At 49.1% G+C, this 25,486-nt stretch carries 25 protein-coding genes, 1 other RNA gene and 3 pseudogenes; 11 read left to right on the plus strand and 18 right to left on the minus strand.

The window, feature by feature from the left end; translation table 11 throughout:
* Positions 1 to 100 precede the first annotated feature (100 nt).
* The 7 genes and pseudogenes from AFL22_RS13985 to AFL22_RS14015 form a co-directional block, all read right to left on the minus strand.
* Positions 101 to 955 carry a PA4780 family RIO1-like protein kinase gene (locus tag AFL22_RS13985; RefSeq protein WP_010257738.1) on the minus strand — a complete coding sequence of 285 codons (855 nt, stop codon included), beginning with the start codon at positions 953 to 955 and terminating at the stop codon, positions 101 to 103.
* A 326-nt stretch (positions 956 to 1,281) separates the two neighbouring features.
* Positions 1,282 to 1,770: a cold shock domain-containing protein gene (locus AFL22_RS13990; RefSeq protein ID WP_052271641.1), complete on the minus strand. Its 489-nt coding sequence runs from the start codon at positions 1,768 to 1,770 to the stop codon at positions 1,282 to 1,284.
* A gap of 343 nt (positions 1,771 to 2,113) precedes the next feature.
* On the minus strand, positions 2,114 to 2,359 hold the full coding sequence (locus AFL22_RS13995) for a YmjA family protein (RefSeq protein WP_010672163.1): 246 nt from the start codon (positions 2,357 to 2,359) through the stop codon (positions 2,114 to 2,116).
* Positions 2,360 to 2,646: 287 nt separating this feature from the next.
* Positions 2,647 to 2,949, minus strand: a complete 303-nt coding sequence (locus AFL22_RS14000) for a contact-dependent growth inhibition system immunity protein (protein WP_010672164.1) — start codon at positions 2,947 to 2,949, stop codon at positions 2,647 to 2,649.
* 3 nt (positions 2,950 to 2,952) lie between these two features.
* The gene (locus tag AFL22_RS14005) at positions 2,953 to 3,783 is read right to left on the minus strand and encodes an RNase A-like domain-containing protein (protein WP_052271642.1); all 831 of its coding nucleotides are present in this window, start codon (positions 3,781 to 3,783) and stop codon (positions 2,953 to 2,955) included.
* A gap of 657 nt (positions 3,784 to 4,440) precedes the next feature.
* Entirely contained in the window at positions 4,441 to 4,920 is a 480-nt protein-coding gene (locus AFL22_RS14010; RefSeq protein WP_156311598.1) for a hypothetical protein, read from the minus strand.
* Between the two features lie 149 nt (positions 4,921 to 5,069).
* Positions 5,070 to 5,446: pseudogene (locus AFL22_RS14015) on the minus strand (DUF5906 domain-containing protein); the annotation flags it as partial.
* Positions 5,447 to 5,462: 16 nt separating this feature from the next.
* Between AFL22_RS14015 and AFL22_RS14020 the strand changes: the two are divergent.
* Positions 5,463 to 5,774, plus strand: coding sequence for a hypothetical protein (locus AFL22_RS14020; RefSeq protein ID WP_241773188.1), 312 nt, complete (start codon positions 5,463 to 5,465; stop codon positions 5,772 to 5,774).
* Positions 5,771 to 6,022 (plus strand): annotated as a pseudogene (locus AFL22_RS23475) (ogr/Delta-like zinc finger family protein). The gene AFL22_RS14020 and the pseudogene AFL22_RS23475 overlap by 4 nt, the downstream one beginning before the upstream one ends.
* 263 nt (positions 6,023 to 6,285) lie before the next feature.
* On the opposite strand, the gene AFL22_RS14025 reads toward AFL22_RS23475, so the two are convergent.
* The 5 genes and pseudogenes from AFL22_RS14025 to smpB all read right to left on the minus strand — a co-directional run bounded on the left by AFL22_RS14025 (position 6,286) and on the right by smpB (position 12,117).
* Complete coding sequence (locus tag AFL22_RS14025) at positions 6,286 to 6,984, minus strand: hypothetical protein (RefSeq protein ID WP_052271645.1); 699 nt, start codon at positions 6,982 to 6,984, stop codon at positions 6,286 to 6,288.
* Positions 6,977 to 9,850, minus strand: coding sequence for a reverse transcriptase domain-containing protein (locus AFL22_RS14030; RefSeq protein WP_052271646.1), 2,874 nt, complete (start codon positions 9,848 to 9,850; stop codon positions 6,977 to 6,979). The genes AFL22_RS14025 and AFL22_RS14030 overlap by 8 nt, the downstream gene beginning before the upstream one ends.
* Positions 9,851 to 9,909: 59 nt before the next feature.
* A pseudogene (locus AFL22_RS14035) lies at positions 9,910 to 11,050 on the minus strand (integrase domain-containing protein).
* Between the two features lie 179 nt (positions 11,051 to 11,229).
* Positions 11,230 to 11,591: a transfer-messenger RNA gene (gene ssrA / locus AFL22_RS23480) on the minus strand.
* Between the two features lie 43 nt (positions 11,592 to 11,634).
* The gene (gene smpB / locus AFL22_RS14040; RefSeq protein ID WP_010257694.1) at positions 11,635 to 12,117 is read right to left on the minus strand and encodes an SsrA-binding protein SmpB; all 483 of its coding nucleotides are present in this window, start codon (positions 12,115 to 12,117) and stop codon (positions 11,635 to 11,637) included.
* A gap of 158 nt (positions 12,118 to 12,275) precedes the next feature.
* Between smpB and AFL22_RS14045 the strand changes: the two genes are divergently transcribed.
* Both AFL22_RS14045 and AFL22_RS14050 read left to right on the plus strand, forming a co-directional pair.
* Complete coding sequence (locus AFL22_RS14045; protein ID WP_052271647.1) at positions 12,276 to 12,710, plus strand: type II toxin-antitoxin system RatA family toxin; 435 nt, start codon at positions 12,276 to 12,278, stop codon at positions 12,708 to 12,710.
* A complete protein-coding gene (locus AFL22_RS14050) occupies positions 12,703 to 12,996 on the plus strand; it encodes an RnfH family protein (RefSeq protein WP_010257690.1) in 294 nt (97 codons plus the stop codon). Before AFL22_RS14045 ends, AFL22_RS14050 begins: the two co-directional genes overlap by 8 nt.
* 95 nt (positions 12,997 to 13,091) lie before the next feature.
* Here the strand turns inward: AFL22_RS14050 and bamE are convergent, their stop codons facing one another.
* The 3 genes from bamE to nadK form a co-directional block, all read right to left on the minus strand.
* Complete coding sequence (gene bamE / locus AFL22_RS14055) at positions 13,092 to 13,439, minus strand: outer membrane protein assembly factor BamE (RefSeq protein ID WP_010672176.1); 348 nt, start codon at positions 13,437 to 13,439, stop codon at positions 13,092 to 13,094.
* 186 nt (positions 13,440 to 13,625) lie between these two features.
* A complete protein-coding gene (gene recN / locus AFL22_RS24045; RefSeq protein ID WP_010257687.1) occupies positions 13,626 to 15,287 on the minus strand; it encodes a DNA repair protein RecN in 1,662 nt (553 codons plus the stop codon).
* An 84-nt stretch (positions 15,288 to 15,371) separates the two neighbouring features.
* The gene (gene nadK, locus AFL22_RS24050) at positions 15,372 to 16,250 is read right to left on the minus strand and encodes an NAD(+) kinase (RefSeq protein ID WP_010257685.1); all 879 of its coding nucleotides are present in this window, start codon (positions 16,248 to 16,250) and stop codon (positions 15,372 to 15,374) included.
* Between the two features lie 122 nt (positions 16,251 to 16,372).
* Between nadK and grpE the strand changes: the two genes are divergently transcribed.
* The gene (grpE, locus tag AFL22_RS14070) at positions 16,373 to 16,954 is read left to right on the plus strand and encodes a nucleotide exchange factor GrpE (RefSeq protein WP_010257683.1); all 582 of its coding nucleotides are present in this window, start codon (positions 16,373 to 16,375) and stop codon (positions 16,952 to 16,954) included.
* 59 nt (positions 16,955 to 17,013) lie between these two features.
* Here grpE and ung read toward each other — a convergent pair whose 3' ends face one another.
* Positions 17,014 to 17,694, minus strand: coding sequence for a uracil-DNA glycosylase (gene ung, locus AFL22_RS14075; protein WP_010257681.1), 681 nt, complete (start codon positions 17,692 to 17,694; stop codon positions 17,014 to 17,016).
* A gap of 242 nt (positions 17,695 to 17,936) precedes the next feature.
* Between ung and grcA the strand changes: the two genes are divergently transcribed.
* A complete protein-coding gene (gene grcA, locus AFL22_RS14080) occupies positions 17,937 to 18,320 on the plus strand; it encodes an autonomous glycyl radical cofactor GrcA (RefSeq protein ID WP_010257678.1) in 384 nt (127 codons plus the stop codon).
* A 217-nt stretch (positions 18,321 to 18,537) separates the two neighbouring features.
* On the opposite strand, the gene srmB is transcribed toward grcA, so the two are convergent.
* Positions 18,538 to 19,866, minus strand: coding sequence for an ATP-dependent RNA helicase SrmB (gene srmB, locus AFL22_RS14085; protein ID WP_010257676.1), 1,329 nt, complete (start codon positions 19,864 to 19,866; stop codon positions 18,538 to 18,540).
* Positions 19,867 to 20,031: 165 nt separating this feature from the next.
* Between srmB and AFL22_RS14090 the strand changes: the two genes are divergently transcribed.
* Positions 20,032 to 20,781: a tRNA1(Val) (adenine(37)-N6)-methyltransferase gene (locus tag AFL22_RS14090; protein ID WP_052271648.1), complete on the plus strand. Its 750-nt coding sequence runs from the start codon at positions 20,032 to 20,034 to the stop codon at positions 20,779 to 20,781.
* On the opposite strand, the gene nadB is transcribed toward AFL22_RS14090, so the two are convergent.
* Positions 20,766 to 22,388, minus strand: coding sequence for an L-aspartate oxidase (gene nadB, locus AFL22_RS14095; RefSeq protein ID WP_052271663.1), 1,623 nt, complete (start codon positions 22,386 to 22,388; stop codon positions 20,766 to 20,768). The genes AFL22_RS14090 and nadB overlap by 16 nt on opposite strands.
* 411 nt (positions 22,389 to 22,799) lie before the next feature.
* On the opposite strand from nadB, the gene rpoE reads away from it, so the two are divergent.
* From rpoE to rseC, 4 genes are read left to right on the plus strand one after another with little or no spacing between them, the layout of a single operon-like run.
* Complete coding sequence (rpoE, locus tag AFL22_RS14100; RefSeq protein WP_010257669.1) at positions 22,800 to 23,378, plus strand: RNA polymerase sigma factor RpoE; 579 nt, start codon at positions 22,800 to 22,802, stop codon at positions 23,376 to 23,378.
* 27 nt (positions 23,379 to 23,405) lie between these two features.
* Entirely contained in the window at positions 23,406 to 24,059 is a 654-nt protein-coding gene (gene rseA / locus AFL22_RS14105) for an anti-sigma-E factor RseA (protein WP_010257667.1), read from the plus strand.
* Positions 24,059 to 25,015, plus strand: coding sequence for a sigma-E factor regulatory protein RseB (gene rseB / locus AFL22_RS14110; protein WP_052271649.1), 957 nt, complete (start codon positions 24,059 to 24,061; stop codon positions 25,013 to 25,015). The genes rseA and rseB overlap by 1 nt, the downstream gene beginning before the upstream one ends.
* Entirely contained in the window at positions 25,012 to 25,476 is a 465-nt protein-coding gene (gene rseC / locus AFL22_RS14115; protein ID WP_010257664.1) for a SoxR-reducing system protein RseC, read from the plus strand. Before rseB ends, rseC begins: the two co-directional genes overlap by 4 nt.
* Positions 25,477 to 25,486 lie beyond the last annotated feature (10 nt).

Genomic DNA, 25,486 nt, shown 5'->3' on the forward strand with positions numbered 1-25,486 from the left:
ACTCTGATTGCGCTGACGGTCATCGTGCGGTGATGGCGTTGTGATAGTGCGGTAAGTGAGAGGCAGCGAGGCGACTCGCTGCCTTTTTTTATTGATGCAGTTACTCTTCGTCGCGCTCACGGCTGGCGCGCTGGCGCTCGTAATATTCATCTTCTGCGGTGATGATCTCATCCATCAGAGAATCCATATCGACTACGCGCTCCTCTTCCACAAACTTCCCGGTAAGCGGTGTTTCCGGCGTCAGCTTGCCATCTTCATAGAGCAGCCAGATCTCTTTGGCGTAGCGCGTCTTCAGCAGCTGCGGAGCGAACTGACCGTAGTAAGAGGTGATATTGTCCACGTCACGTTCAAACATCGACTCGGCATGGTTATTGGCCGCCGCATCAACTGCCTGTGGCAGGTCGATAATCACCGGGCCCTGGTCATCCAGCAGTACGTTGAACTCGGATAAGTCACCGTGAACGATACCGGCACAGAGCATACGGACGATGTTGCGGATCATGGTGTGGAAATCCGTCACCGCCTGCTCTTCAGACAGAGAGACATCGCTGAGACGTGGCGCGACCGAGCCATTGGCATCGGTCACCAGCTCCATCAGTAACACACCGTCGATGCAGAGATAAGGCTGCGGCACGCGAACACCGGCATTCGCCAGGCGGAACAGGGCATCTACTTCGGCGGTCTGCCAGGACTCTTCCTGCTGCTTACGGCCGAACTTTGTGCCTTTCTGCATGGCGCGCGCGTTGCGACTATTGCGGGTTTTACGACCTTCCTGATACTGCACCGCCTGCTTGAAGCTGCGCTGGGTCGCTTCTTTATAGACTTTGGCGCACTGCACCTTGCCGCCGCATAGCACGGTATAGACGTCCGCTTCTTTGCCGCTTTTCAGCCGCTGCAGGACATCGTCAATCAGGCCGTCATCGACCAGGGGCTGGATTCTGTTTGGGATTTTCATGCGGCTTTATACCTTATTTCACCCGCTTTTCGTATCACTTTGCGATGATGGAAAACATTGGCAATGACTGAACAAAGTTTCTAATTCTACCCTGGAAAGTCGCTTTGTGGGGATGAACCTTGATGAGCTGCGCTTTTGACCTTTGTTTTATCATAAACAATGGATTAGAGGGGAGAGCAGGACGGTTTTATCCGCCAGAGCAACGCTTTGTTATGTATCAGCCCTGTGGGCGGGGATTTCGTGTCAGAGAAATGTGCCTGAATAGCAGGCTGGCGGGAGGCTGAAGGCCGAAATCCTGCCAACAGAATTTCGGCCCGCATTCGGGATTACTTCAGGCCTTTAAGCACTTTAACCGTGCTTTCAATGTCGATCTCATCTTCAGAGAAGATCAGTGTCGTACCCTGGAAGGTGGCGACCGCCAGCTTTTTCAGCGAGCGCATCTCATTGGCGTTCGGGGCAGTTTTCGGCCGGATATTATTCAGCAGCAGTCCCACTGACAACACCGCGTTCTCTTTATCGACACCGGCATCGACCGGGACTTCTTCGTTGTAGACCAGATAAGACTTAATCGAGGTGATCTTGAGCCGCTCGCCTGCGATATAGATGTATTTGCTGGTCGGCGCGACCTTCACCGCATAGGCGGATAAGCCCTTGTTGTTGGTGGTGGGTTCAAACGTCACCGCCGCATCTTTTTTGATCAGATCAGGATTGGCGACCTTAATCACATGAAAATAGCGGTTATCACCGTTTTCATCTTTGATAAAGCCAAAACCTTTATCTTCAAACCAGGTTGTGATCGTTCCGTTCATCGCCATTTTTGCCTGCTTAATCTACTCAGTTTTTTACAGCGCGCAGTGTAAAACACAATGCCTGCGCAGACTATATAAGTCTGGATGATAATTTTCAGGTGCGCCAGAGGGTGAGCGGCGGAAGGGTGCTTTGTGGCGGATGAAGGCGAGTGTGATGGAGTGTGTGTAGCGGCAGATAAAAACGAAGTGATGGGTCGGTAGAGCCGGGAACGGACATCAGCCACGTGAGATACGTGGCTGTCAGCACTGGGCGTTGTTGCGGGGATACCGGCGCTGTGTCGAATCAGATTGTTGAGTCAGGCTGATTAACCGGCGAACTGCGCAAAGCTCGTCTGCCGGTGAGTGTCTGTTACTCGTTGCCCCAGCGGTTCAGGAACTCGGCAATTTCATCAATACGCTGCTCATCGATACCCGCTTCACGCGCCATATCCTGCTGCGACTCTTCACTGATCTCTTCGTTGTTCATCAGACGGGTGATCAGCAGCTGGAAGTAATGCGCCAGCGGGGTACGTTCAGCTTCGCTCACCGGCTTAGCGGACTCCGTCGCATACTCATCTGCGACATCATAGTATTTGAGAGAGATTTCGTTATTCATAGGGTGTCCGCAGAGTTGAGTTTGGGTTTAAGCGTTGGCAGGGCATTGTGGCCCGGCGTAAAGGGGTATTATTTCGTGTTTGGGTTGGGGCTGTAAAGGGGGAGTGGGGAGGCGGAAGGAAGTATAGTAATGACGTTGCAGAAAATCTTGATAGACATGCCTGAAGCGCATTCGCACGGAAGGCCGCAGGGCTGCACAGACAAAAAAAGCCCGCAGTACGTTTATCTCGCGGGCTTTAAGGAGTTCGACGAAGTTCTGGTAACCCTCCATCGAACACCGATGCTCGTTTATAAGGGATTGCCATGGTCACTATGCTTGTTGATGCTTTCGAGTATTCGCAGAAGCAACCCTTTACCATCTTCCGGTGCAAAGGCGTTAATATACCTGTCTCTGAACTCTGATTTTATCATTTCATCATCATATGTCAGAAAGTTCATCACTTCTTTTTTTAGATCTTCACGATCCTGGAGTGTTAATTCAGCTGTATAAATATCAATAGCTTCATCAATGGTGTCAGCACCTGTAATAAAGTCAAAGTCCTGATTTAATGTCCCTTCAATCAGAATATCTATATTAGTAGTTAGTAACATAATTTAAACCTCCGGGAATGCAGTCAGAATATAGTAAGGCTTGCCGTTGTACAATTCATATTTAAGAACAACTTTGACTTTCGTTGCCGGAGTCAGTTTTTGACTACCCCTGAACAGGGAATAACCAATGACTTTCCCGGTGTCATATTTGATATTTAAATTATGCCCTGGTCTGCTTGCCGCCCAAATCTTTATCCACTCTTTATTTACCTTTATGGCATCGGATACTGATTTTTCGGCCAGATCTATATTGGTGAAAGAACTAATGGCATTTGGCGGGCGAGCCATATTTTCTGTGCTTTTTAACCGGGCTGCTAATTCATGCTGGGTTTTACCAATATGCTTTAAAATTGCATGGCCTCCGGGCGTATGACCAGTTACTGATTCATGTTGAATAAGTTTGATGCGTCCTGTGCGAATGGCTGCAATTCTCGCCGCTCCTGCCCCCAGAGAAAGAGCAACAGGTACAGCAACATCGAAGGTCAAACCTACCTTCCAGGCGGTATCTTCATCAGCGCCAAACTGTTTTGCCATCTCAATGGCGGCCCGATATGTTGCACTACGAACATTCTTGCCGCTCAGAACCTGATTTGCTGCGGTATTGATACTGTCCATGCTGTGCGCGCCAACAACGATGCAGGCCGCCTTTGTTAAGCCTGTAGGCTCGGGTGCCATACAAAGCGCAGTTGCCCCGGCAAGCTCCAGCGTTCCCATTACCAGCCCCAGCCCGCCCATAAGACGGTTAGACATTGTCTCAGATTCGGTGACTGACTTGTCAGAAAGGGCAGCAGCCAGCTGCACAGGAGACAATACAATTTTTAACTCATCATCCATGATTCAACTCCATCTGTGTGAACGACATCCTTTTTAAACCAGGCAGGTATGTACCTTGCTCATATCTACCTTAAATAAATACTGTTTCTTTAAAGCTTCGTTATCTGAATTATTCATTATTTATTTTTAAAATAATATACTTAGGTCACTAACTATAGGGATTAACTCATATAGCAAGTGCAAGCTGGTTTTATTAGTTTATGAAGTTAGTCAGACGATGAAGTGGGCATTGCGTCAGTCAGGAGGTATGTTTTAAGGAAGATCGCAGACACAGGAAAGGCCGCAAGATTTTTATCTTGCGAATTTGCTGGCGGAATCTGAATAGGTTTTACAACCTAATGTAATAACAGGTTTTTTTGATTAAACTTTTTTCGAGTGCCTAAAAGTGTACCTATTATTGGATCACATACCCCGGAACGGCTTTGCTAGGATAATCAACAGCCAGCCTATAATCAAAATAAAATGGTTTTAGGAATAAATGTTCACACTATTCAGTATTTTTTTGCTTATTAAATCTAAACGATTAGGTAGTAAAGGATTTAAGGCTGGGTGTATACAAGTGTGCACTAAGGGTAATCACTTTGTACAGATTTAAAAACCGGCATAAGCCGGTTGATGTGAGGGAATTACACATTTGTAATGACAATATGGCCATGTTTAAGGTTGACTGTCCGTCAACATGATGGAGTAATGAATATGCTGCGGTAGTACAATTGATACTGGCTTGTTGAGTGTCAACGAAACAGTCTGGTGTGCAAAAGGTATTGTTTTGACACTGTCTCCTACCAGGCGAGCATTTTCATATCGCTCATGATCATAGTAATTTATCTCACCACTAACCTCGGCAGTTCTTTTTATTGTACCAGGGGACAAATCGATATACATCGTCACTGCTATAAATTTTCTTTCCAGCTCGGAGCTGAATTTTTTTCCAGGCAATGGACGGAGTGCATACAGTACAAAGTTGCGAGTTTTTTCTTTTTTCAGAAAGTTATCTGCTGTCACGGTTGCACCATTTTGTCCTGAAACTGATGATTGCATTTCCGTTTTCAGGTAAAGCGTTCTGTTTTCTGAAGGTACAGAGCTGCATCCCAACAGCGCCAGACATAAAACAGCGATTCCTGTAGTTTTTTTCAACTCAAATTTCCTTTTTTAAAATCAAAATTTATTTTTTCTCGATCAGTATCGGCATGCATGAGAAATAGTTTAATTACTAATCTACGAAGTACATTAAAGATAACGTTATGTATGCTTCTTGCTCTAAGCTGAGCTTGTTGTCATGCGTGGTCTCGCTCTTTTGCTGGTATGACTTCCGGGAGCTTTAAGATCACCCGATTGCGCGAAAGGCCACCGCTATGATCGCTGAAGCGCACCGGATTGTTGTTTACCGCCAGAATCACCGCCGGGATGTGTGTTGAGTAGAAGTCACGGTATTTCGGGTCGATTGTCACCGCATCACCGTCAGTAACCGCCTTGATGCCTGCGCCATCGCCTCTCCATTTCTCCTGGTCAGACAAAATAATCAGCGAGAAGACCACCACCCTAGCGCGCTCGCGGGATGATGTCAGCGTGTCAATGGCAGCTGTCGTGGTGTTGTCTTATCTTATCCAGCCTGCAGGGTGTCTATTGAGGCTATCAAGCTCTTGCCGCTGCCGCCGAGGCCGGCAGCCCTGCTTAACGTGAGTCCGTCGCTGTTGTGGGCAATTAAGCTGAGTATCCGCCGTGAAGAACTGTCACCGACCTTTGCTGGTGACGACCGGGACCGGATTAAAGATGTAGCTTATCTGGTTGTTGAAGCGCTGACGCGGGCGGCTGTGGTTCTGCCGGACAGCATACTAAATGAGGCTCCGCTGCTGGAGAATATCGGCCTGCATCGACCGGCACTGACGGGAGTCGATATGGAGCTTTATTGTCAGCCCATGCGCCGCCATAAGCAGGCTGAACTAATCCGGACGCAGCGTGCAAAGCTTGATGAGGGCAGCCGGAAATGATGCACTGTCCATACTGCAAAAGTGCGGCGCACACCAAGTCGAGCCGCTATATGTCCGAATAGGTGAAAGAGCGTTCTCACCAGTGCACTAACCTGGACTGTTCATGCACATTCAAGACGAATGAGAGCATCACAAAGGTGATCACCGCACCGCCGCAGCCGGAAAAAGTACCGGAAGCACCACCGGAACCAGTAAGAGAATGTCAGACGCTGGGCCGCTATGGTTCTGCATTCCGCCAAGTTCATTAATCCCGCATAGCCGCTGCACGATCAGTGGCTTTTTTATGCCTGTCCCGGGTCTTTCTGAAGCCCTTTTTCTGGCAAGCCGCTTTATAAAGAGCCGTGCATGTATAGCGCGCATGGATCTGCATGCAAAATCATGTACCACTTTCCCCAGTTCAGGCCATACAGGGCGCGGCGCGGCCTACATAATGCACCTGCATGAAAAGCAATGCATAAAGCAGGCAGGCGTGGCGGGGATAGCATTGCGCGCATTAAGAGTTATAATGAGTTTAGGGGTTTTGCGATTTTATTAATACCGCCTTGAAATGAGATTGTAGTTTTTCTAGATGACATATAAGGGCGTCTATAAGTGTGAGATCATTCTTTCCTAAAATTGAATCGGAAAATTTATTTAACACAGTAAGATCGAGTGTCAGAGATGACTCCATATATTCAGAGTACCCAATGCATTTGTTATCATGCATCATCTTTTCGCCAATATAACTTTGCTCCAAAGACCTTAGTGATGGGTGGTTAGAATCATGCTTTCTCATAACTATAGATATGTTCTTCATTAAATCACCAATTAATACCTCATCGTTGACTGGCGAAAGTAAAGTGGTGTCTCTGCTTTTTCTATATATTTGCTCCCAGCACAAGTATTGAGCAATATAAAATCGAGTGCTTTTTAATAAGTAATCATCATTAATGTCAGGCGTGTTGGATTTAATGTATTTCAGCCTGCCGATGTATCCATTTGTAGCGCTAAGTAATGTGTTGCTCCAGCGACCTAGTTCAATTGCTGTTTTATTTGTTTTCTCTATCTCATGGTTTCTTATTAATATGAGCCTGTCGCTCTCATTCTTTATTTTTAACTTAAAAGACTCTAGTTCTCGTTTGTCTATGTGTTGTAAAAAAATCTTACAGGTGGCGCCGATAGCAGCAAGAGCTACAGTAGATGTAAGAAGTGTATCAAGAAAATTATTCATCTGTGCTTCTCTTTAAAAGTTTTCCGTGATCAAAACCGGGGGGGTTAGGTTTGATAATGTCATTAATTACTCTGGAGGAACGATATTGGGCTTCTCGAAGAGATGTGATATCTAATGTAGTGGTCAAAATACAATTGTTTTCACCACCCTTCACATAAATTTTATTAGAAATATCACTTTTAGTAGGCTGTAATACACATGAGCCACCGTAATGAGATGTATTGGCTTGTGCGACGTAACAGTGCAAGTCTCTGGCTGCTGATTCAGTGATATGCTGATAATACTTGGTGTCTTTATTCCAGACGCAAGCGAACAAAATATCAATTTGAGAGCGGAATAAAGCTCTGTGCTTAATATTTGCTAGCTCGAAACAATTATAAGTCGCAAAGGTGATGCCTTTCCATTTTATTAAGTGGTACTTGTGATTTTCTTCGTGTGGAGAGCCAATGCCGAGCCTAAATGAATTTAGTATATCAATTTCACCAGGAGCATAATGATTCTTAATTCTGAAAACGAGAAGGCTGGATTTGAATTTATTCTCTGAGGTGTATGGTAAACATTCAACTATAATATTATAGGCGATTCCATTAATGACCCAGTGCTCTAATCCAAATATCAAAGCTATTTGCTTTCTTCTGGAATGAGCCGCCATGAAAGGAAGCCATGATACAGGTATTGAAAGCTCAGGAAGTAGTAAAATGTCCGCATCTTCTTCATTCGCAGAGTTCAGTACTTTGTAAAGATTTTTTTGTCTTTCATAGCTAAGGTTTGGATTACGGTCTTCACGACATGCATCTTCTATTGAGGATCTATCAACTTTAATGTTTGCCAAGGCTATTTTTATTTTTTTAGATTTTTCTGGGCTTTTAACTTTAATCTTTATTGCTGGTTTTTTTTTGAATGGCTTGACCTCACAGTTATTTTTGTGATAGCTGTTTTGCTCAGTGAAAACACTTAGAGTGTTGGTGTTGATTGCATCAATCAAATGGAATAGCTGATATTCATCATGGTTAATGTATCTAGGTGATGTCCTTTTTTTTCGTTTGCTTAACTTAAGCTTTCCTATTTTTAAAAAAGCAACTTCATCAGTCAGATCTCCAGTATAGCTGGTGTAATTTGCTAAAGGCCAAGATACAAGGTTATGCCTAATTAAGTTACTATATCTAAATTGCTTAACTAAATTCCCAATAATTTGGTTTTCTTCAGCTATATTTGCTATGCACGATAAGTTAATGTCTTTAGTTTTCTTCTTTTTGAATAATAATTTTTGGTCTAATAGAGCTAAATTAAGCGAAAGAGAAATATCGATGTAATTATGTAAAGCATCTTGAAGTTTAAGCGTTAAATTTTCGTCCCCATTATTCCATTTTGCTTTAGATATTGTTTTCTTTATGTAATTATAAAATGAAACGGTAAACTCATATTTTTTTGTTATAAGAGTATAGGATAAAACTTTTTCCCATAGCCTGCTAAAACGAAGAGCATTTTCACCTTTGAAAAAAAGGCTGATTTGTTCAAGTGTATTTTCATCAGACGGTGTCTTGCACAAACGATGAGCTATAATATGAGACGACAAATACTTTGACAGCTCGGTTTCATTTTCAGCCATTCCTACAATGCTTCTGAACTTGTTTGCAGAACCATCATACATGATATCATAGGCAAATCTGTCTAGTTCACTTGTAATGTGTTCATCAGGAAGGAATCTGAATGCGCTGCTTCTATTCTCTATTTCCTGTTTAAATACTTTAAGTCCCGCAAGGCTGTGCTCTTTACTAAAGAAGTGAAATATTAATTTGTCTTTCTGAATTGGCAATGAATGATATTTTTCTGTTAAATTTAATTCATTGCTATCATGGTTGTTTTTCTCAATGAAATCACTAAGTGTCTCTTTGATGAAATGAGATACTTCATTCCCATAATTATCTTCTCCTATTTCAGGAGATGTGAATACGAACAGAATATCGTCGACATAACGACCATAATATGAAGGCTTTAACAGCTTTAATATATCCTCATCAAAATTAATCATGTGCCAATTTGCAAGAATTGCAGAAGAAGTAAATCCAATGGGTATACCTCCATGTTCTAAATGAGGATGTGTGATTGATAAGTCATCAGAAATAATTGAGTTGTATTTATCATGAATTTCTTCAAGCTTATTATTTAGGAAGTGAGACAATTCTAAAAGCTCATTAACTTGACTTTTATCAATGAACTTGGATATTTTTGAAAAGTCAATTTTAATGTTATAATAAAACCCTTTTAGATCAAGTGAAAGGATTGCTACATCTTTATCATTTTCTTCGACTTCTTGTATTGCTTTTTCGATTGCCCGATCACGCCATTTGTTATAATTTTCAATATATATACTGAATATGTTTTTGGCGTTATTAACTCGTTCAAAACTGAGTTTTTTTCTTAATTCAATAATGAATTCTGATACTCGATTTCCATAACTGGAATCTGTCATTTCTTCATCAAGCATCGATCCTACAATTATTGACCAAAGAGTTTCTATAATATATATCTCAATTGGTGCTGAAATTAAGTAATTGACGGAATTTATAGTGTAGTGTTCAGCTGTTTTTTTATTATTTAAGAATAAAGATTTGTCATTTTGTTTTACATCAAGAGGGCTGGTTATTTTTTTTGGTAAGATCTCTACTCTTATGCCTTCAAGCCAATGTTGAAAAACGTCTTCTTTTGGCTCAATTAAATAATCCGTTATTAACTGAATGCAATTATCAAAGTCTCTATTTTCAAATAATGCAACTTCAGCTTTTAAGAAGAAATTAAGATTTTCATAGTAAGCATAATTTTTAAGAGAGTTAAAAGCGGTAAGTACAAGTTCTTTGGTTATCATTTTCGATTATCCATGTTTTCTTTCACAAAAATACCCCACCAATTCATTAGGGTAACTCGTTAGTCAAAGTAAATTGACCTATTATACGCACGTCGAACTTCATGTTTATCTATGTGAGCTAAAGCTGACTCAATCACATATGAATTAAACTCAGCTTCATTGATTGTTGTACTAGCGATTGAACGTAGTCCATGAGCCACTAGTTTCCCGTTATAGCCTATTCTTTTAAAAGCTGCGTTGGCAGTATGACTATTCATTGGATTTAGTGGGTCATTTCTATTTGGAAAAACATATTCTCGGTTTCTACTAATTTTCTCCATAACTCTCAGTGTTTCAATTGATTGAGGGGATAGAGGTACTAAATGTTCACGTTTAGCCTTCCTTCTGGCTGCTGGGATTTCCCACAAGCTAAGTTCGAAGTTAATCTCGTCCCATTTAGTTCCAGATGCCTCCAAGGGACGCACTAAAGTTAACAGTTGCCATTCTATAAGACAGCGAGTCACCACCGACAAGTTCCACATGTACATACTTTGCATGAATTTAAAAACATCTTCCGGCCTTAGCGTCGGCATATGCTTTTTCGATGGTTTTTCAAATGTCATACCAATTCCAGAGGCAGGGTTCATGTTCGTTAAACCAGTTTTTACGGCAAAATCATTATTTCATTGATCCGTTGCGCTAATCGTCTGACGGTTTCAAGTGCCCCACGGGCCTTGATTGGCTCCAATGCTTCAACAAATGTTCTAGCTTTAATTGCTTGCACTGGTATCTCGCCAATTACAGGGAAAATGTCTTTCTCCAAGGATCGCCAAATATCCTTCGCATAATCCACTGTAACGCTTTTGCTTTTTAGCTGAAACCAATTTCTAGCAACTACAGAGAAAATGCTATCTAACTCGATTTGGCGTTGCTCGGAGCCTTCTTCCTATTGCTGTTGTGGATCGATTCCTTGAGCAAACAGCGACAGATATTGGTCACGCATCTGACGTGCGGCAGCGAGTCTTAAAGTAGAGTAGGAACCAAGACTTAGATTTGTGCGACGACTGCTATTTGGCCTCTGGTAGCGAAAACGCTAGAGCTTCTAGCCTGTGGTTTTACAACCATAAAAACCCCGTCGGCATCATGCAGGGTTATATCTTTGTTATTGGCTTTTGAGCGAAGCACTTCAGTGTTGGTTAAAGGGCGCGTTTTTCTTGCCATACTGGGTGTTCCTGCGTGAATTGGTATACATTTTAGGATGCATATTACCGTATACCAATAATCACTGGATTTGGCTGGATCTCTTCGGAAGATCACAAACACAAAAAAACCCGCAAAGCTTTCACCTTGCGGGCTCTTAGGACTTCGATGATGGTTCTGGTAACCATCAACCAAGAATTTGGTGGAGCTGGCGGGAGTTGAACCCGCGTCCGAAATTACTACACCGTCGGCACTACATGCTTAGTCAGTTTTTACATTCGCCGGTTAGCTGCGAACAGACACGCCACTAACAGACTAGCCTGATTGGATTTAACGCTTCAACCCCAGGCAAGGCATCCACGCGATCTCTTTTGGGTTTGACTTCTCTTGATCCCCGTCTTAAGAGCGGAAGCTAGGGAGAGAAGGCTCTAAGCAGGTTATTAAGCTGCTAGTGCGTAGTTTTCGTCGTTTGCGACTATTTTTTTGCGGCTTTTTACGAGGCAAACCGCCCCTCGGCATGCTCCTAAGGCTTCACAATCCCGTCGAGTCCAGAATCAGCCCCAGAACCTCAAATACTAACAACAAAACAAGTCAAAATCCAGTGCTTAACGCTTTGAATTCTTCATGATACGTGCTTTGTCTAATTGCCATTCGCGGTCTTTGATATCATCGCGCTTGTCGTGCTCTTTTTTACCGCGTGCAACACCAATCTTCAGTTTGCACCAGGCGTTCTTCCAGTACAGCGACAGCGCCACGATGGTGTAGCCTTCGCGGTTGACGCGGCCATACAGGGAGTCGAGTTCACGTTGCTTCAGCAGCAGCTTACGGCTGCGCGTCGGGTCACAGACCACGTGACTGGAAGCAACGGCTAAGGGTTGAAAGGTTGAACCGAACAGAAAGGCTTCGCCATCGCGCAGCAGAATATAGCTGTCGCTGATGTTGGCTTTACCAGCACGAAGTGACTTAACTTCCCATCCTTGTAACGACAATCCCGCTTCGTACTCCTCTTCAATGAAGTACTCGTGACGGGCGCGTTTGTTCATGGCAACAGTGGCAGAACCGGGTTTGTGTGCTTTTTTCTTTGTCATAGTGCGGCGTATTTTACATCACTTAGTCGGTTATCGCATCCCCAGTCCAGCGGGGCGGCAGGAAACGGGATATTCTAGCACACCCTCACTCGGGGACATTTTTGTTTAATCGCTGAAAATGCTATTATTCAGCGGTTTCGTGATGAACAGGAACCATTATGGCTCAGATTAGTCGTTCGGCGCTGGTCCCGTTTAGTGCCGGGCAGATGTACAAACTTGTAAATGATGTGGATGCCTATCCGCAATTCCTGCCGGGTTGCACCGGAAGCCGCGTGCTGGATGCGTCAGATAATCAGATGATTGCGTCCGTGGATGTGTCGAAAGCGGGCATCAGCAAGACATTTACCACCCGCAATACCCTGACAGATAACCAGAGCATCCATATGCAACTGGTTGATGGACCGTTCCGCAAGCTGACCGGCGGCTGGAAGTTCGTCTCGCTGGGCGATGACGCCTGCAAGGTTGAATTAAGCCTGGAGTTTGAATTCACCAACATGCTGGTAGAGATGGCCTTTGGACGTATCTTCAAAGAGCTTGCCAACAGCATGGTGCAGGCTTTCACTCAGCGTGCCAAAGAGGTCTACAGTGCCTGAGATCTCCGTTGAGGTGGTCTACGCCTTACCTGAAAAACAGTATCAGCTTTACGTGAAAGTGGAGCAGGGCAGTACGGTAGAGCAGGCCATCCAAAAGTCAGGACTACTGGAACTGCGTCGGGAGATTGACCTCACCAGTAACAAAGTCGGCATCTACAGTCGGCCAGTGAAGCTGGGTGATGAGGTTAATGAGGGCGATCGTATTGAGATCTATCGTCCGCTGATTGCCGATCCCAAAGAGCTGCGCCGTCAGCGCGCAGAGCGAGCGGCAGAAAGCAAAAAATAAGTCGCTATCCTGTCAGGCTCAGTGGATAGCGGGCATAAAAAAAGGCGCTCAGTGCGCCTTTTTGCTGTCTGTTGTTTAAACGGTCTTACGTTCAATCAGTCGCTGTTTCTGGCCAGATTCTGCTTATTGTCGATGTTAGTCAGAACACCGTTGCCATCAAAGTTCAGCGTCAGCGTCTGCTGTTTCACGCGCTCATGACCTGGCTCCTGACGGAACACGTAATACCATACGTTGCTGCCAAACGGGTCTTTCATCATCGGCGTACCGAGGGTGTAAGCCACCTGTTGCTGTGTCATACCGGTATGGATCTTGGCTACGTCGTTAGCTACCAGATAGTTACCCTGGTTGATATCAGGACGATAGACCACGCGCTCTAAGGTGGAACATCCGGCGGTCATCATCAACATTACTACTGCCGCGGCAGTCAGCGTTTTACAGCGCATCTATACATTCCTTTTCCGGGGCCAAACGCCTTTTACAGGCGGTTTTCTTGCCATCAAAATCTGAACTCTGCCTGCGGCAGGCTTTATTACTTTGGCGACATAAGTGCCGATGATAATAAACCTTTTCGCTATTGGAAACCTCTACAGAGCAAGCTTATGACCCCAGCCGGTTAAAAAAGTGCGCTGCTATGCGGCTAAAAGTTCTTTTGCGTTGGCCAGGGTGTTACGTGTGACCTCGCTGCCACCCAGCAGTCGCGCCAGTTCCTGCAGACGTGCACGCTTGTCCAGCGGCTGCATATGGGTCTCGGTCATCGCACCATCGGTCTCTTTGCTGACATAAAAGTGCTGATGACCACAACCGGCAACCTGCGGCAGGTGGGTTACGCACATTACCTGGGTTGATTCGCCCAGCTGGCGCAACAGTTTACCCACCACAGCGGCGGTCGGGCCGCTGATCCCGACATCCACTTCATCGAAAATCATCGCCGGCGTTTCCATTTTCTTCGCGGTGATGACCTGAATCGCCAGAGCGATACGTGACAGTTCACCGCCCGAAGCGACTTTGCCCAGCGGCTGCAGTGGCTGACCTGGGTTAGTCGTGACCTGGAAATCAACGCGGCTCGCACCGTCTGCGGTCAGCTGATCCGGATTAAAGGTCAGCGCGATTTTAAACTGGCCATGCGGCATCGAGAGCAGGTGCATACTCTGGGTAATCAGCAGCTGCAACTCATCGGCATAGTGGCTGCGCTGCTGATGCAGCTGCTCTGCGCTTTGCAGCGCGGCCTGATAGTGTTCACCCACCAGTAATTGCAGGCTCTCCTGATCGCTCTCCTGCTGAGACAGCAATTCCGCTTCCGCCAGCAGTTGCTGATGCAGTTCAGGCAGCCCTTCAGGGGTGACGTGATGCTTACGGGCTAAGGCGATCTGGCGCGAAATACGCTGTTCCAGTTCATACAAGCGGTTAGGATCCAGATCGAGGCTGTCGCAGTAGTGGCGCAGTTCGTCACTGGCTTCGCTCAGCTGAATCGCCGCCTCTTCCAGCAGGTTGTGAACGCCGTTCAGTTTCTCATCCAGCGAGGTCAGTTCTGAAATCATCTCACGGGCGCTGTAGAGCAGGCTGTTGAGATTATTGTCATCGCTGTCTGCTAACAGTTGCAGTGCCTGCTGGCTGGTCGACAGCAACTGTCCGCTGTTGGCCAGACGCTTATACTCTTCGTCGATCTGCTCATATTCACCCTGCTGCGGAGCGAAGTCGTTCAGCTCTTTCAGCTGATACTGCAACAGCTCGCGGCGGGATTCGCGCTCCTGCGCCTGCTGCTGATGCAGCGCCAGGGTGCGGCAGCTCTGATGCCAGGTCTGATAGCTGGCGCGCATTTGCTGCAGCAGATCGTCGTGACCGGCATAGGCATCCAGCAGATGTTTCTGATGGTCTGGTTTGAGCAGAAGCTGATGGGCATGCTGGCCGTGAATCTGAATCAGTAACTGGCCGAGATCGCGCAGCTGAGAGAGCGGCACTGCCGTGCCGTTGATAAAGCCGCGGGAACGTCCGTCAGCGCTGATAACCCGGCGCAGCAGACATTCGTTGCCGTCATCCAGATGATTATCTATCAGCCAGCGCTGAGCAGAAGGGGAGGACTTAAGCTGGAAGCGGGCGCAGAGGTCGGCCCGGCTGGCACCCTGACGGACCATGTCGGCATCAGCACGACCGCCCAGGCATAATCCCAGCGCATCAATCGCGATAGACTTACCGGCACCGGTCTCACCAGTGATTGCTGTCATGCCGCGTTGAAAATCAATGTCGAGCTCACGAACGATAGCGAAATTACTGATGGTCAGTTGGGCCAGCATAGGTTCACCTGTATGAATAAACACATATGGTTTTTCATACAGTATAAACTGGTTTTTTATCCAGTAAAGAGGGGAGGCCGCATTTCAGAACAATTTTTTTGACCAGCCCAGTTTTGAACTCAGCGTATTGAAATAGCTGTAGTTTTTAGGATGAATCAGGTTCAGGTGGTTGGCGCTGCGTCGTATCAGTACATCCTCGCCTTCCTGAATCGGCAGCGCAATCTGGCTGTCACAGCTGATTTCCAGGTCGCTGCGACGCGAGGAAAAGCGCAAACGGATGGTACTGCTGCTGTTGATGACCAGTGGCCGCGCTGACAGCGTATGCGGGAACATCGGCACCAGCACAATCGCTTCAAGTGACGGCGTCAGAATCGGGCCGCCCGCAGAGAGTGAATAGGCGGTCGAGCCGGTGGGTGTCGAAATAATCAGCCCATCTGATCGCTGGGAGAAGGCGAACACTTCATCGATGTAGACTTCAAATTCGATCATGTGCGCGACTTTTCCGGGATGCAGCACCACTTCGTTGATAGCGGAGCCAATGCGCGGCGAGCAGTCAGATTTGCACACCTGCGCTTCAAGCAGAAAGCGGCTCTCGACGAAATAGTTGCCCTGCAGCACCTCATCCAGCTGCTGCTGCGCATTGTCCGGATCAAGATCGGTGAGAAAGCCGAGATTACCGCGGTTAATCCCAATCACTTTAATGTCGTAGCGCGCCAGCACTCGCGCTGCGCCCAGCATATTGCCATCACCGCCCACCACGACAGCTAAATCGGCCTGCTGACCAATCTCCGCCAGCGTGCCCGTCTGCACGTCGTGAAGCGACAGCTCCTGCGCAATTTGCTTCTCAACGATCACTTGATAACCTTTGGCTGTCAGCCAGCGCCAGAGCATCTCATGCGTGGTTAACGCGGTGGGATGGCGCGGATGACCCACAATACCAATGCAGTTAAAGTGTTTGTTCATCTGGTCGGTGTTCCTTATAAGCCAAAACGGTAAGGCAATGTGATAGGTTCCCTTGAATCCGTCATACCAATCCCCATAATAAGCCAACCAGCGAAATGAATGTGCAAAACGCGGAGAAATTCATGAGTAGTAAAGAACAGAACACCCCAAACGAGCAAGTCTCAGACGAAATTCAGCAGGATCAGCAGCAACCTCAGGAAGCGGAGACAGCGGCAGAGGTGGATCCGCGTGATGAGCGTATTGCTCAGCTCGAAGCTGAATTAGCGCAGTCGCAGACCGGTGTGCGCGATGCCCAGCTGCGTGCGCAGGCAGAGATTGAGAACATTCGTCGTCGTGCCGAGATGGACGTTGAAAAGGCGCACAAATTTGCGCTTGAGAAGTTTGCCAACGAACTGCTGCCGGTGATCGACAGTCTCGAACGTGCGCTGGAAGTGGCGAACAAAGAGGATCCACAGCTGGCTTCGATGATTGAAGGGATTGAACTGACCCTGAAAGGCCTGCTGGGTGCCGTACGTAAATTCGGTGTTGAAGTGGTCGGCGAAACCGGTGTGCCGTTTAACCCGGAAGTGCATCAGGCGATGTCGATGATGGAGTCTGAAGAGTTTGAGCCAAACCATGTCATGCTGGTGATGCAGCGTGGCTATACGCTGAATGGTCGCCTGCTGCGCCCGGCGATGGTTGCGGTTTCCAAAGCTAAAAGCTGATTCAACGCCTGAATCCCGTTACACGGCCGCGCACTGACGCGGCCGTGTGCTTTCTGGCGTTAGTCAGGTAAAACCGGCGTCCAGTCCACCGGCTTTTTACCGGCAGCGCTCAGCAGCTCATTAGTTGTTGAAAAGTGTTTGCAGCCGAAAAAGCCACGGTGCGCGGAGAGCGGCGAGGGATGGGGTGCCTGCAACACGTGATGGCGCTGGCGATCGATAATGCTGCCTTTTTTCTGCGCATGTGAACCCCACAGCAGAAAAATCACCCCTTCACAGTGCTGGTTAATCGCCGCAATCACATTATCCGTAAAGGTCTCCCAGCCAAATCGCGCATGGGAATGCGCTTTGCCCGCCTCAACTGTCAACACGGTGTTCAGCAACATCACGCCCTGTTTTGCCCAGCTTTCAAGAAAGCCGTGATTGGGCTTCTGAAAGCCTGGAATATCCTGCATCAGCTCTTTATAGATATTCTGCAGAGAGGGCGGCACCTGGACGCCGGGCAGTACCGAGAAGGCCAGGCCGTGCGCCTGATGAGGCCCGTGATAGGGATCCTGACCGAGTATCACGACGTTGACGTCGCCCAGTTCCGTCAGGCGAAAGGCGTTGAAGACATCTTTCTGCGGCGGATAGACCGTGACACCTGCGGCGCGTTGATCGGCGACCTGCTTCAGCGTCTCGATAAAATAGGGTTTCTCTTTCTCTTCAGCCAGCACGTCGTGCCAGGTCAGCTTTTCAGCCATGTTTAACTCCCTTAACGTTAGTGCCATAAGCTTAGCGGTTCCTGTCGCTGACCTGAAGGCAAAAATAATTTGAATAATACAAATTAAGTTTAGGTGGCAGGGGTATTGAGATCAACGGGTTAGCTTAAAAGCGGTCGGAATGCCTGATTAATATTGATACAGGTCAAAGCTGTCCGAAATCAAAGGTGATATACCGGGGCCTCAAATTTGATTTATCCACGTATTACCCGAGAGACGCAATCATGATCACTGGTATCCAGATCACTCAATCAAACAATTCACAACTACTGAACTCCTTCTGGCTGCTGGACGAAGAGAAAGCCGAAGCGCGTTGCCTGTGTGCAAAAGCGGGCTACGAAGAAGATCAGGTTGTCGCCATCAGCGAACTGGGCGAATTCGCTTTCCGCGAGGTGCCGGTTGAAATCAAACCTCAGGTACGTGTTGAAGGTGGACAGCATCTGAACGTCAACGTTCTGCGCCGCGAAACGCTGGAAGATGCAGTTAAACATCCTGAAAACTATCCGCAGCTGACTATCCGCGTTTCAGGCTATGCCGTGCGTTTTAACTCACTGACACCTGAGCAGCAGCGCGACGTAATTACCCGTACCTTTACTGAAAGTCTTTGAGCAGCCTGAGTTATCGGTTGCTGAAAATTAGCGCAAAGCGCACACAGCAATTTTTATTAATATTATGAATAAGATAAGCAGCTGACTGCCCGGCACGCTGATGCCAGTATCGTGAAGAAAGCGCTCTGGCAGATAAAAGATTGTGAAAGGGCTGTTACTGATTATCAGATAAAAAAAATCGCCTCCTGTGAGGCGATTTTTTTATAGCTGCGATGATTTATTCCGCATTCTCGTTAGCTGGCGTACTGCCGCTTGCCTTGCGGCGTTTGCCGACATTTTTGGCATCACGATGGCGTTTTTTCACACGCGGTTTTTCTGTTTCACTGGCTTTCTGCTCTGCACGCTTCGCCAGAACCTTTTTCGACGGTTTGCCGGTCGTTTTGGCACTTGGCGCCCGCGTCTCAGGACGCAGCTCATCAATCACGCGCGCTTTGATCGGCTCGTTCACGTAGCGGGTGATTTTGCCCAGCAGCACGAAATCGTGCGCTTCAACCAGTGAGATGGCGATGCCTTTACGGCCCGCACGACCGGTACGCCCGATGCGGTGCAGATAGGTATCGGCGGTGCGCGTCATGTCATAGTTGAAGACGTGACTGACATCTTCAACGTCAATGCCGCGCGCGGCGATATCCGTCGCAACCAGCACGTTAACGCGGCCTTCACTCAGACGTTTAATCGCTTCGTTACGCTTTGCCTGCACCATTTCGCCTTCAAGATAGCTGCTACGAATCCCCGCTTCGTGCAGCCAGCTCACCAGCTCATGCAGACGTTCACGCTTACGCACGAACACGATGCTGCGCGTCACATCCGGCTGTTTCAGCAGATGGATCAGTAATTTGGTCTTGTGCTGCAGATCGTCAGCACGGTAGTACCACTGCTGGATCTTTTTGCGCTCACGGCGGCTTGGGTCCGCTTCCAGCTCAACCGGATCGTTCAGCAGACGCTCGGCGAAGTCACGAATATTGTCGCCTTCCAGCGTGGCCGAGAACAGCAGAGTCTGCTTGCGCCAGCGCGTTTCAGCCGCGATGGTTTCGATATCCTGGGCAAAGCCCATATCGAGCATGCGGTCCGCTTCATCCAGCACCAGGGTTTCTACTGCACGGCAGTCAAAGTTCTCTTCTTTGATGTACTGCAGCAGACGGCCGGTGGTGGCGACCACGATGTCCTGGTTTTCGCTGAACACTTCGGCATGGTTCATATAGGCCACGCCGCCGGTAATGGTGGCGATGTCCAGATGGGTATGTTTCGCCAGCTCACGTGCATGATCGGCGACCTGCATCGCCAGTTCGCGGGTCGGGGTCACAATCAGGATGCGTGGCGGGCCAGATTTCTTACGCGGAAAATCAAGGAGGTGCTGCAACGCCGGTAACAGATACGCGGCGGTTTTCCCGGTCCCTGTAGGTGCCGAACCCAGAACGTCACGGCCCTCCAGCGCGGGCGGAATTGCAGCAGCCTGGATCACTGTTGGGCGCGTAAAGCCTTTTTCCTGCAACGCTTGTAGCAGGCTTTCGTCGAGTTCGAGTTCGGAAAATGTGGTTACTGTCATGGTCTACCTCAGTTTGGGGCGCTGATTATAGACAGATCAGACTGAATCTTCATCTGTTAATCCGTTTCGGCTGCGCCTGGGGTTGTCTGCCGCGTGAATTCCCTCTGTTGTCACGTTACACTCATGCGCTGCCGTACGGCAGGAAAAAAACGATGGTAGTGACGAATGATGCAGGATAAGCCGCGTGAACGGCCACAGTTAAACAAGAACGGTTTTACCTTTAAACAATTTTTTGTCGCGCACGATCGCTGTGCGATGAAAGTGGGCACCGATGCCATTCTGCTTGGGGCCTGGGCGCCGGTTGCCGAAGTAAAACGTATTCTGGATATTGGCAGCGGCAGCGGGCTTATCGCGCTGATGCTGGCGCAGCGTACGCCGTCGCCGGTCAACATCGATGCGGTTGAGTTAGAACCGCAAGCCGCGCTTCAGGCGCAGGAGAATGTGCAGCAGTCGCCGTGGCCTGAACGTATTCAGGTTCATCAGCGTGATATCGCCGACTGGGCTGAACAGTGCGATAAACGTTACTCGCTAATCGTCAGCAATCCGCCTTATTTTGCACCTGGCGTGGCCTGTTCTACTGCGGCACGGGACAGCGCCCGTGCGACTGCCTCGCTCGATCATCAGACACTGTTGCGCAGTGCTGCATTACTGATTGAAGAAGAGGGGATGTTCTGCGTGGTGCTGCCCACCGCGACCGGCCAGGAATTCATCGCCCTGGCGCAGGCGGATGGCTGGCATCTGCGTTTCCGGCTGGACGTGGCGGAATATGCCCATCGTCCGCCGCACCGCGTCCTGCTGGGGCTGTCGCCGCAGGCCGGGGAAACCCTGCTGGAGCGCCTTGCTATCCGCACGCCGGACACCCGCTATTCTGATGAGTGGTGTAGCCTGACGCGGGAGTTCTACCTTTTTATGTAGTCCGGCGGCGTCAGGATGGTTGGCCGCGCCTCGGGCAGTAAATCCGGGTAGTCGCGGATATAGTGCAGGCCGCGACTCTCTTTTCGCTCCAGCGCACAGCGCACCATCAGGTCAGCGACCTGCACCAGATTCCGTAGCTCCAGCAGATTATTGGAGAGGCGGAAATGACGATAATATTCATCGATCTCCTGCTGAAGCAGGTTGATGCGGCGCAGCGCCCGCTCCAGCCGCCGGGTCGTGCGGACGATTCCCATGTAATCCCACATGAATAACCGCAGCTCGTGCCAGTTATGCTGGATCACCACGCGCTCATCGGCGTCATCGACCTGGCTTTCATCCCATGCGGGTAGCGCAGTAACGGCTTCGATGGCGGGCAGGGTGCGAATCAGCTCCTCTGCGGCGGACCAGCCATAAACCAGACACTCCAGCAGCGAATTGGATGCCATGCGGTTAGCGCCATGCAGGCCGGTATAACTCACCTCACCGATGGCATAGAGGCCACTTACGTCGGTCTGGCCATACTGATCAACGACTACGCCGCCACAGGTATAGTGCGCGGCAGGCACAATCGGGATGGGTTCTTTGGTGAGGTCAAAGCCAAAGGTCAGCAACTTCTCATAGATCATCGGGAAGTGCGCGCGAACAAACTCCTCAGGCTGGTGGCTGATATCCAGATACATACAGTCAACGCCCAGTCGCTTCATCTCATGATCGATGGCCCGGGCGACGATATCGCGCGGGGCGAGTTCGGCACGCTCATCGAAATCAGGCATGAAACGGCTGCCATCGGGACGCAACAGCCAGGCACCTTCTCCGCGTAACGCTTCGGTTAACAGGAAATTCTGCGCCTGCGGATGAAACAGGCAGGTCGGGTGGAACTGATTAAATTCCAGATTGGCAACCCGGCAGCCGGCACGCCAGGCCATCGCGATGCCGTCACCGGAGGCGATGTCGGGATTAGTCGTATATTGATAGACCTTGGCGGCACCACCGGTTGCAACCACCACGGCCCGTGCCCGACAGGTTTCCACCTGTTCGCGATTACGGTTCCAGATCCACGCGCCTACTACACGGCGTGGGCCTGGCAGGCCGATTTTATCTGAAAGAATCAGATCGACCGCGTTGGTGCGTTCCAGAATCCGGATGTTGGGATGGCTCAACGCCTGGCTTACCAGCGTCGTTTCAACCGCATGGCCGGTAGCGTCAGCGCTGTGCAGGATACGGCGATGACTGTGGCCGCCTTCCCGCGTCAGGTGATAACGCATGTCGCCGGCCGCCTGCGGATCGAGATCAAAGGCGACACCGTTGTCGATCAGCCACTGCACGCAATGCCGGGCATTACTGGCGATAAACGAGACGGCTTCACGGTCGCATAATCCTGCTCCGGCAATCAGCGTATCTTCGATGTGCGACTCGATGCTGTCAGTCTCATCAAATACCGCAGCAATACCGCCCTGGGCGTAAAGGGTTGACCCCTCATTGACCTGCGCTTTACTGAGAACTGTCACCTGATACTGTTTTGCCAGCCGCAACGCCAGCGACAGGCCAGCAGCACCGCTGCCCACAATGAGTACATCACACTGATAATCCGGGTTCGCATTCATCATAATGTTTAATTTACTAAACAAGAATAGGGCTGAGCATAAGCGCAATGGGGGTTGCTGTGAAGTATTTTAAACATCTGGCGCAGGTTTTTGTCTGATGATTTCCCAAAGTTACTTAATATCAGTGAGTTAAAACCGGACTGCTTTTGGCGCGGTTTTTTCTAGCAAACTTATTAAACCTAAAGGATTTAATGATGAAAAAGCTGTTGTCATAGGTTACTCTGCCTGCGATTTACGCTCCTTACACTGAACGAAAACGAAGAACCTGTGTAATGTCCATCGGAGCGGTAAATATCAGGGCGAGAAGTGAACTTCGCACCACATCACAACTCTAAGCGCATGCTTGCTCAGAACCATGAGATGTGCTGGCAGTTACTTTATGCGTATGAAAAATTTGGGGAGACATTACCTCGGATGAGCGAGCAGTTGACGGACCAGGTCCTTGTCGAGCGCGTACAGAAGGGAGATCAAAAAGCTTTCAACTTACTGGTGATTCGTTACCAGCATAAAGTGGCGAGCCTGGTTTCACGCTATGTTCCCTCGGGCGACGTACCTGATGTAGTACAGGAATCGTTTATTAAAGCGTATCGCGCACTGGACTCATTCCGGGGCGATAGCGCGTTTTATACCTGGCTGTACCGCATTGCGGTAAATACAGCGAAAAATTACCTGGTTGCTCAGGGGCGTCGTCCGCCATCCAGCGATGTGGATGCTATTGACGCAGAAAATTTCGAAAGTGCGGGTGCATTAAAAGAAATTTCGAACCCTGAGAACTTAATGTTGTCAGAAGAATTGAAACAAATTGTCTTTCGTACCATCGAGGCGCTACCCGAGGACTTGCGTATGGCAATCACCCTCAGGGAACTGGACGGTCTGAGTTATGAAGAGATCGCCGTCATTATGGATTGCCCGGTAGGCACTGTTCGATCACGTATCTTTCGTGCGCGAGAGGCCATTGATAACAAAGTTCAACCGCTTATCCAACGTCAGTGATAACGGCTACTGGAAGGGTACATAGGCATGCAGAAAGAAAAACTTTCCGCTTTAATGGATGGTGAGACCTTAGATAACGAGCTGTTTTCCGCCTTGTCTAAGGACGCAGAACTACAGAAAAGCTGGGCAAGCTATCATCTCATTCGCGATACCATGCGCGGTGATGTGGGCGATGTCCTGCATTTTGATATTTCTGCGCGCGTCGCTGCTGCCATCGAAAAAGAACCGTTGCGTACGGTTACAACGCTGATCCCTGAAGCTCAGCCAGAACCTTCCCGCTGGGAAAAAATGCCGTTCTGGAAAAAAGCGCGCCCGTGGGCTGCGCAACTGACCCAGGTCGGTGTCGCTGCCTGTGTTTCACTGGCCGTGATCGTAGGCGTTCAGCACTATAACCAGCCAGAGGGCAGCGCCACGCAGACCTCTGACTCTCCGGTGTTCAATACGATGCCGATGATGGGCAAAGCGTCTCCGGTGAGCCTGGGCGTACCGTCTGATGCATTTGACACCAACAGTTCTAACCAGCAGGTTCAGGACCAGCGTCGTCGCGTAAATGCCATGCTGCAGGATTACGAACTGCAACGTCGCCTGCACGCTGACCAGCTGCAGTTTGAAACCACTGCGCCAAAACAGGCGCAGGTTGATGTTCCCGGAAATCAATCATTAGGACAGCAACAGCAGTAATGAAGCCGCTTTGGTATGCTGCTAGCCTGCTGACAGGCAGCCTGTTGTGGTCATCTGCCGCCCCGGCGCAACCTTCTGCGTCCGGGGCGCTATTGCAGCAGATGGAGCAGGCAAGTCAGAACCTCAACTACGAATTCGCCTATATCAACGTTTCCCGCATCGGCATCGAATCGCTGCGTTATCGTCATGCTGTAATCGATAACCGGATATTCGCTCAGCTGTTGCAGATGGACGGGCCACGTCGGGAAGTGATCCAGCGCGGCAATGATATCAGTTACTTCGAACCCGGCCTCGATCCCTTTTCGCTCCCCGGCAATCACATTATCGATGCTTTACCGTCGGTAATTTTTGCTGACTTCACCAAGCTCGCCACAGCCTATGATTTTATTACCGTGGGCCGCTCGCGCATTGCCGATCAGATGTGTGATGTGTTGCGCATCGTTTCACGCGATGGCACCCGTTACAGCTATGTGGTCTGGCTGGATGTGGACACCAAGCTGCCGCTGCGCATCGACCTGCTCGATCGTGATGGCGAAACGCTGGAGCAGTTCCGCGTCATCAGCTTTGCGGTGGACGAAGGGGTGCGTAATCTGATGCAGGGGCTGGAGAAAGCCAATCTGCCTCCGTCGCTTTCGGTGCCGAAAGGGGATGCGGTCACGCTCACCTGGCAGCCAGGCTGGATACCTGCCGGTATGTCGCTGGTGTCGCAGAATCGCCGCACGCTACCCGGTCTGAATAAAAATATGGAATCGAAGCTCTACAGTGATGGCCTGTTTAGTTTCGCTATCAACGTGACGCCGGCCGATAAAACCAGCACAACGCAGACATTGCGCACTGGGCGTCGTACGGTACAGACCGTTGTGCGCAATAATAACGAAATAGCGGTGATCGGCGAATTACCGCCCTCGACCGCAAAACGTATTGCGGACAGCATCGACCTTGGGTCACAAAAATGATGAGAGAATGGGCCACCGTGGTGGCATGGCAGGATGGCATCGCCACGCTGCACACTGAAGCTAAAACCTCCTGCAACAGCTGCCAGGCGCGTAAAGGCTGCGGCAGCCATATGCTGAATAAGCTCGGTCCGAAGAATGCCCACGTGATGCAAATCGCCAGCAGCAAGCCGCTGCAGCCGGGGCAGCGGATCGAACTCGGTATCAAAGAGAGCAGCCTGCTGGGTTCAGCGTTGCTGGTCTACATGACGCCGCTGTTTGGCCTGTTCCTGGTTTCCGGGCTGTTTCAGGCGCTGTTCAGCAGCGATCTGGCCGCCGCCTGCGGTGCGCTGCTGGGCGGTATCGGGGGTTTTATTGTCGCCAAAGGCGTTTCAATGAAATTCGGCGATCGGGAAGCCTTTCAGCCGGTCATTCTGAACATCGCCTTGCCTCCCGATGCGCTGCGTGTTGAAAGCGAAGCGTAACGCACGTCCA

This window comes from Pantoea sp. CFSAN033090, assembly GCF_001264395.1.
In the GTDB taxonomy this organism is placed as follows: domain Bacteria; phylum Pseudomonadota; class Gammaproteobacteria; order Enterobacterales; family Enterobacteriaceae; genus Pantoea; species Pantoea agglomerans.

What these genes read in the sequence shown, in the direction of transcription:
- AFL22_RS13995 (WP_010672163.1), bottom strand. Translation starts at nt 2,359, where the DNA reads ATGAATAACGAAATCTCTCTCAAATACTATGATGTCGCAGATGAGTAT.
- grcA (WP_010257678.1), top strand. Translation starts at nt 17,937, where the DNA reads ATGATCACTGGTATCCAGATCACTCAATCAAACAATTCACAACTACTG.
- rpoE (WP_010257669.1), top strand. Translation starts at nt 22,800, where the DNA reads ATGAGCGAGCAGTTGACGGACCAGGTCCTTGTCGAGCGCGTACAGAAG.
- AFL22_RS13990 (WP_052271641.1), bottom strand. Translation starts at nt 1,770, where the DNA reads ATGGCGATGAACGGAACGATCACAACCTGGTTTGAAGATAAAGGTTTT.
- bamE (WP_010672176.1), bottom strand. Translation starts at nt 13,439, where the DNA reads ATGCGCTGTAAAACGCTGACTGCCGCGGCAGTAGTAATGTTGATGATG.
- nadK (WP_010257685.1), bottom strand. Translation starts at nt 16,250, where the DNA reads ATGAACAAACACTTTAACTGCATTGGTATTGTGGGTCATCCGCGCCAT.
- recN (WP_010257687.1), bottom strand. Translation starts at nt 15,287, where the DNA reads ATGCTGGCCCAACTGACCATCAGTAATTTCGCTATCGTTCGTGAGCTC.
- grpE (WP_010257683.1), top strand. Translation starts at nt 16,373, where the DNA reads ATGAGTAGTAAAGAACAGAACACCCCAAACGAGCAAGTCTCAGACGAA.
- AFL22_RS14005 (WP_052271642.1), bottom strand. Translation starts at nt 3,783, where the DNA reads ATGGATGATGAGTTAAAAATTGTATTGTCTCCTGTGCAGCTGGCTGCT.
- AFL22_RS13985 (WP_010257738.1), bottom strand. Translation starts at nt 955, where the DNA reads ATGAAAATCCCAAACAGAATCCAGCCCCTGGTCGATGACGGCCTGATT.
- AFL22_RS14030 (WP_052271646.1), bottom strand. Translation starts at nt 9,850, where the DNA reads ATGATAACCAAAGAACTTGTACTTACCGCTTTTAACTCTCTTAAAAAT.
- rseC (WP_010257664.1), top strand. Translation starts at nt 25,012, where the DNA reads ATGATGAGAGAATGGGCCACCGTGGTGGCATGGCAGGATGGCATCGCC.
- AFL22_RS14090 (WP_052271648.1), top strand. Translation starts at nt 20,032, where the DNA reads ATGATGCAGGATAAGCCGCGTGAACGGCCACAGTTAAACAAGAACGGT.
- rseB (WP_052271649.1), top strand. Translation starts at nt 24,059, where the DNA reads ATGAAGCCGCTTTGGTATGCTGCTAGCCTGCTGACAGGCAGCCTGTTG.
- ung (WP_010257681.1), bottom strand. Translation starts at nt 17,694, where the DNA reads ATGGCTGAAAAGCTGACCTGGCACGACGTGCTGGCTGAAGAGAAAGAG.
- srmB (WP_010257676.1), bottom strand. Translation starts at nt 19,866, where the DNA reads ATGACAGTAACCACATTTTCCGAACTCGAACTCGACGAAAGCCTGCTA.
- smpB (WP_010257694.1), bottom strand. Translation starts at nt 12,117, where the DNA reads ATGACAAAGAAAAAAGCACACAAACCCGGTTCTGCCACTGTTGCCATG.
- AFL22_RS14025 (WP_052271645.1), bottom strand. Translation starts at nt 6,984, where the DNA reads ATGAATAATTTTCTTGATACACTTCTTACATCTACTGTAGCTCTTGCT.
- AFL22_RS14000 (WP_010672164.1), bottom strand. Translation starts at nt 2,949, where the DNA reads ATGTTACTAACTACTAATATAGATATTCTGATTGAAGGGACATTAAAT.
- AFL22_RS14045 (WP_052271647.1), top strand. Translation starts at nt 12,276, where the DNA reads ATGGCTCAGATTAGTCGTTCGGCGCTGGTCCCGTTTAGTGCCGGGCAG.
- nadB (WP_052271663.1), bottom strand. Translation starts at nt 22,388, where the DNA reads ATGATGAATGCGAACCCGGATTATCAGTGTGATGTACTCATTGTGGGC.
- rseA (WP_010257667.1), top strand. Translation starts at nt 23,406, where the DNA reads ATGCAGAAAGAAAAACTTTCCGCTTTAATGGATGGTGAGACCTTAGAT.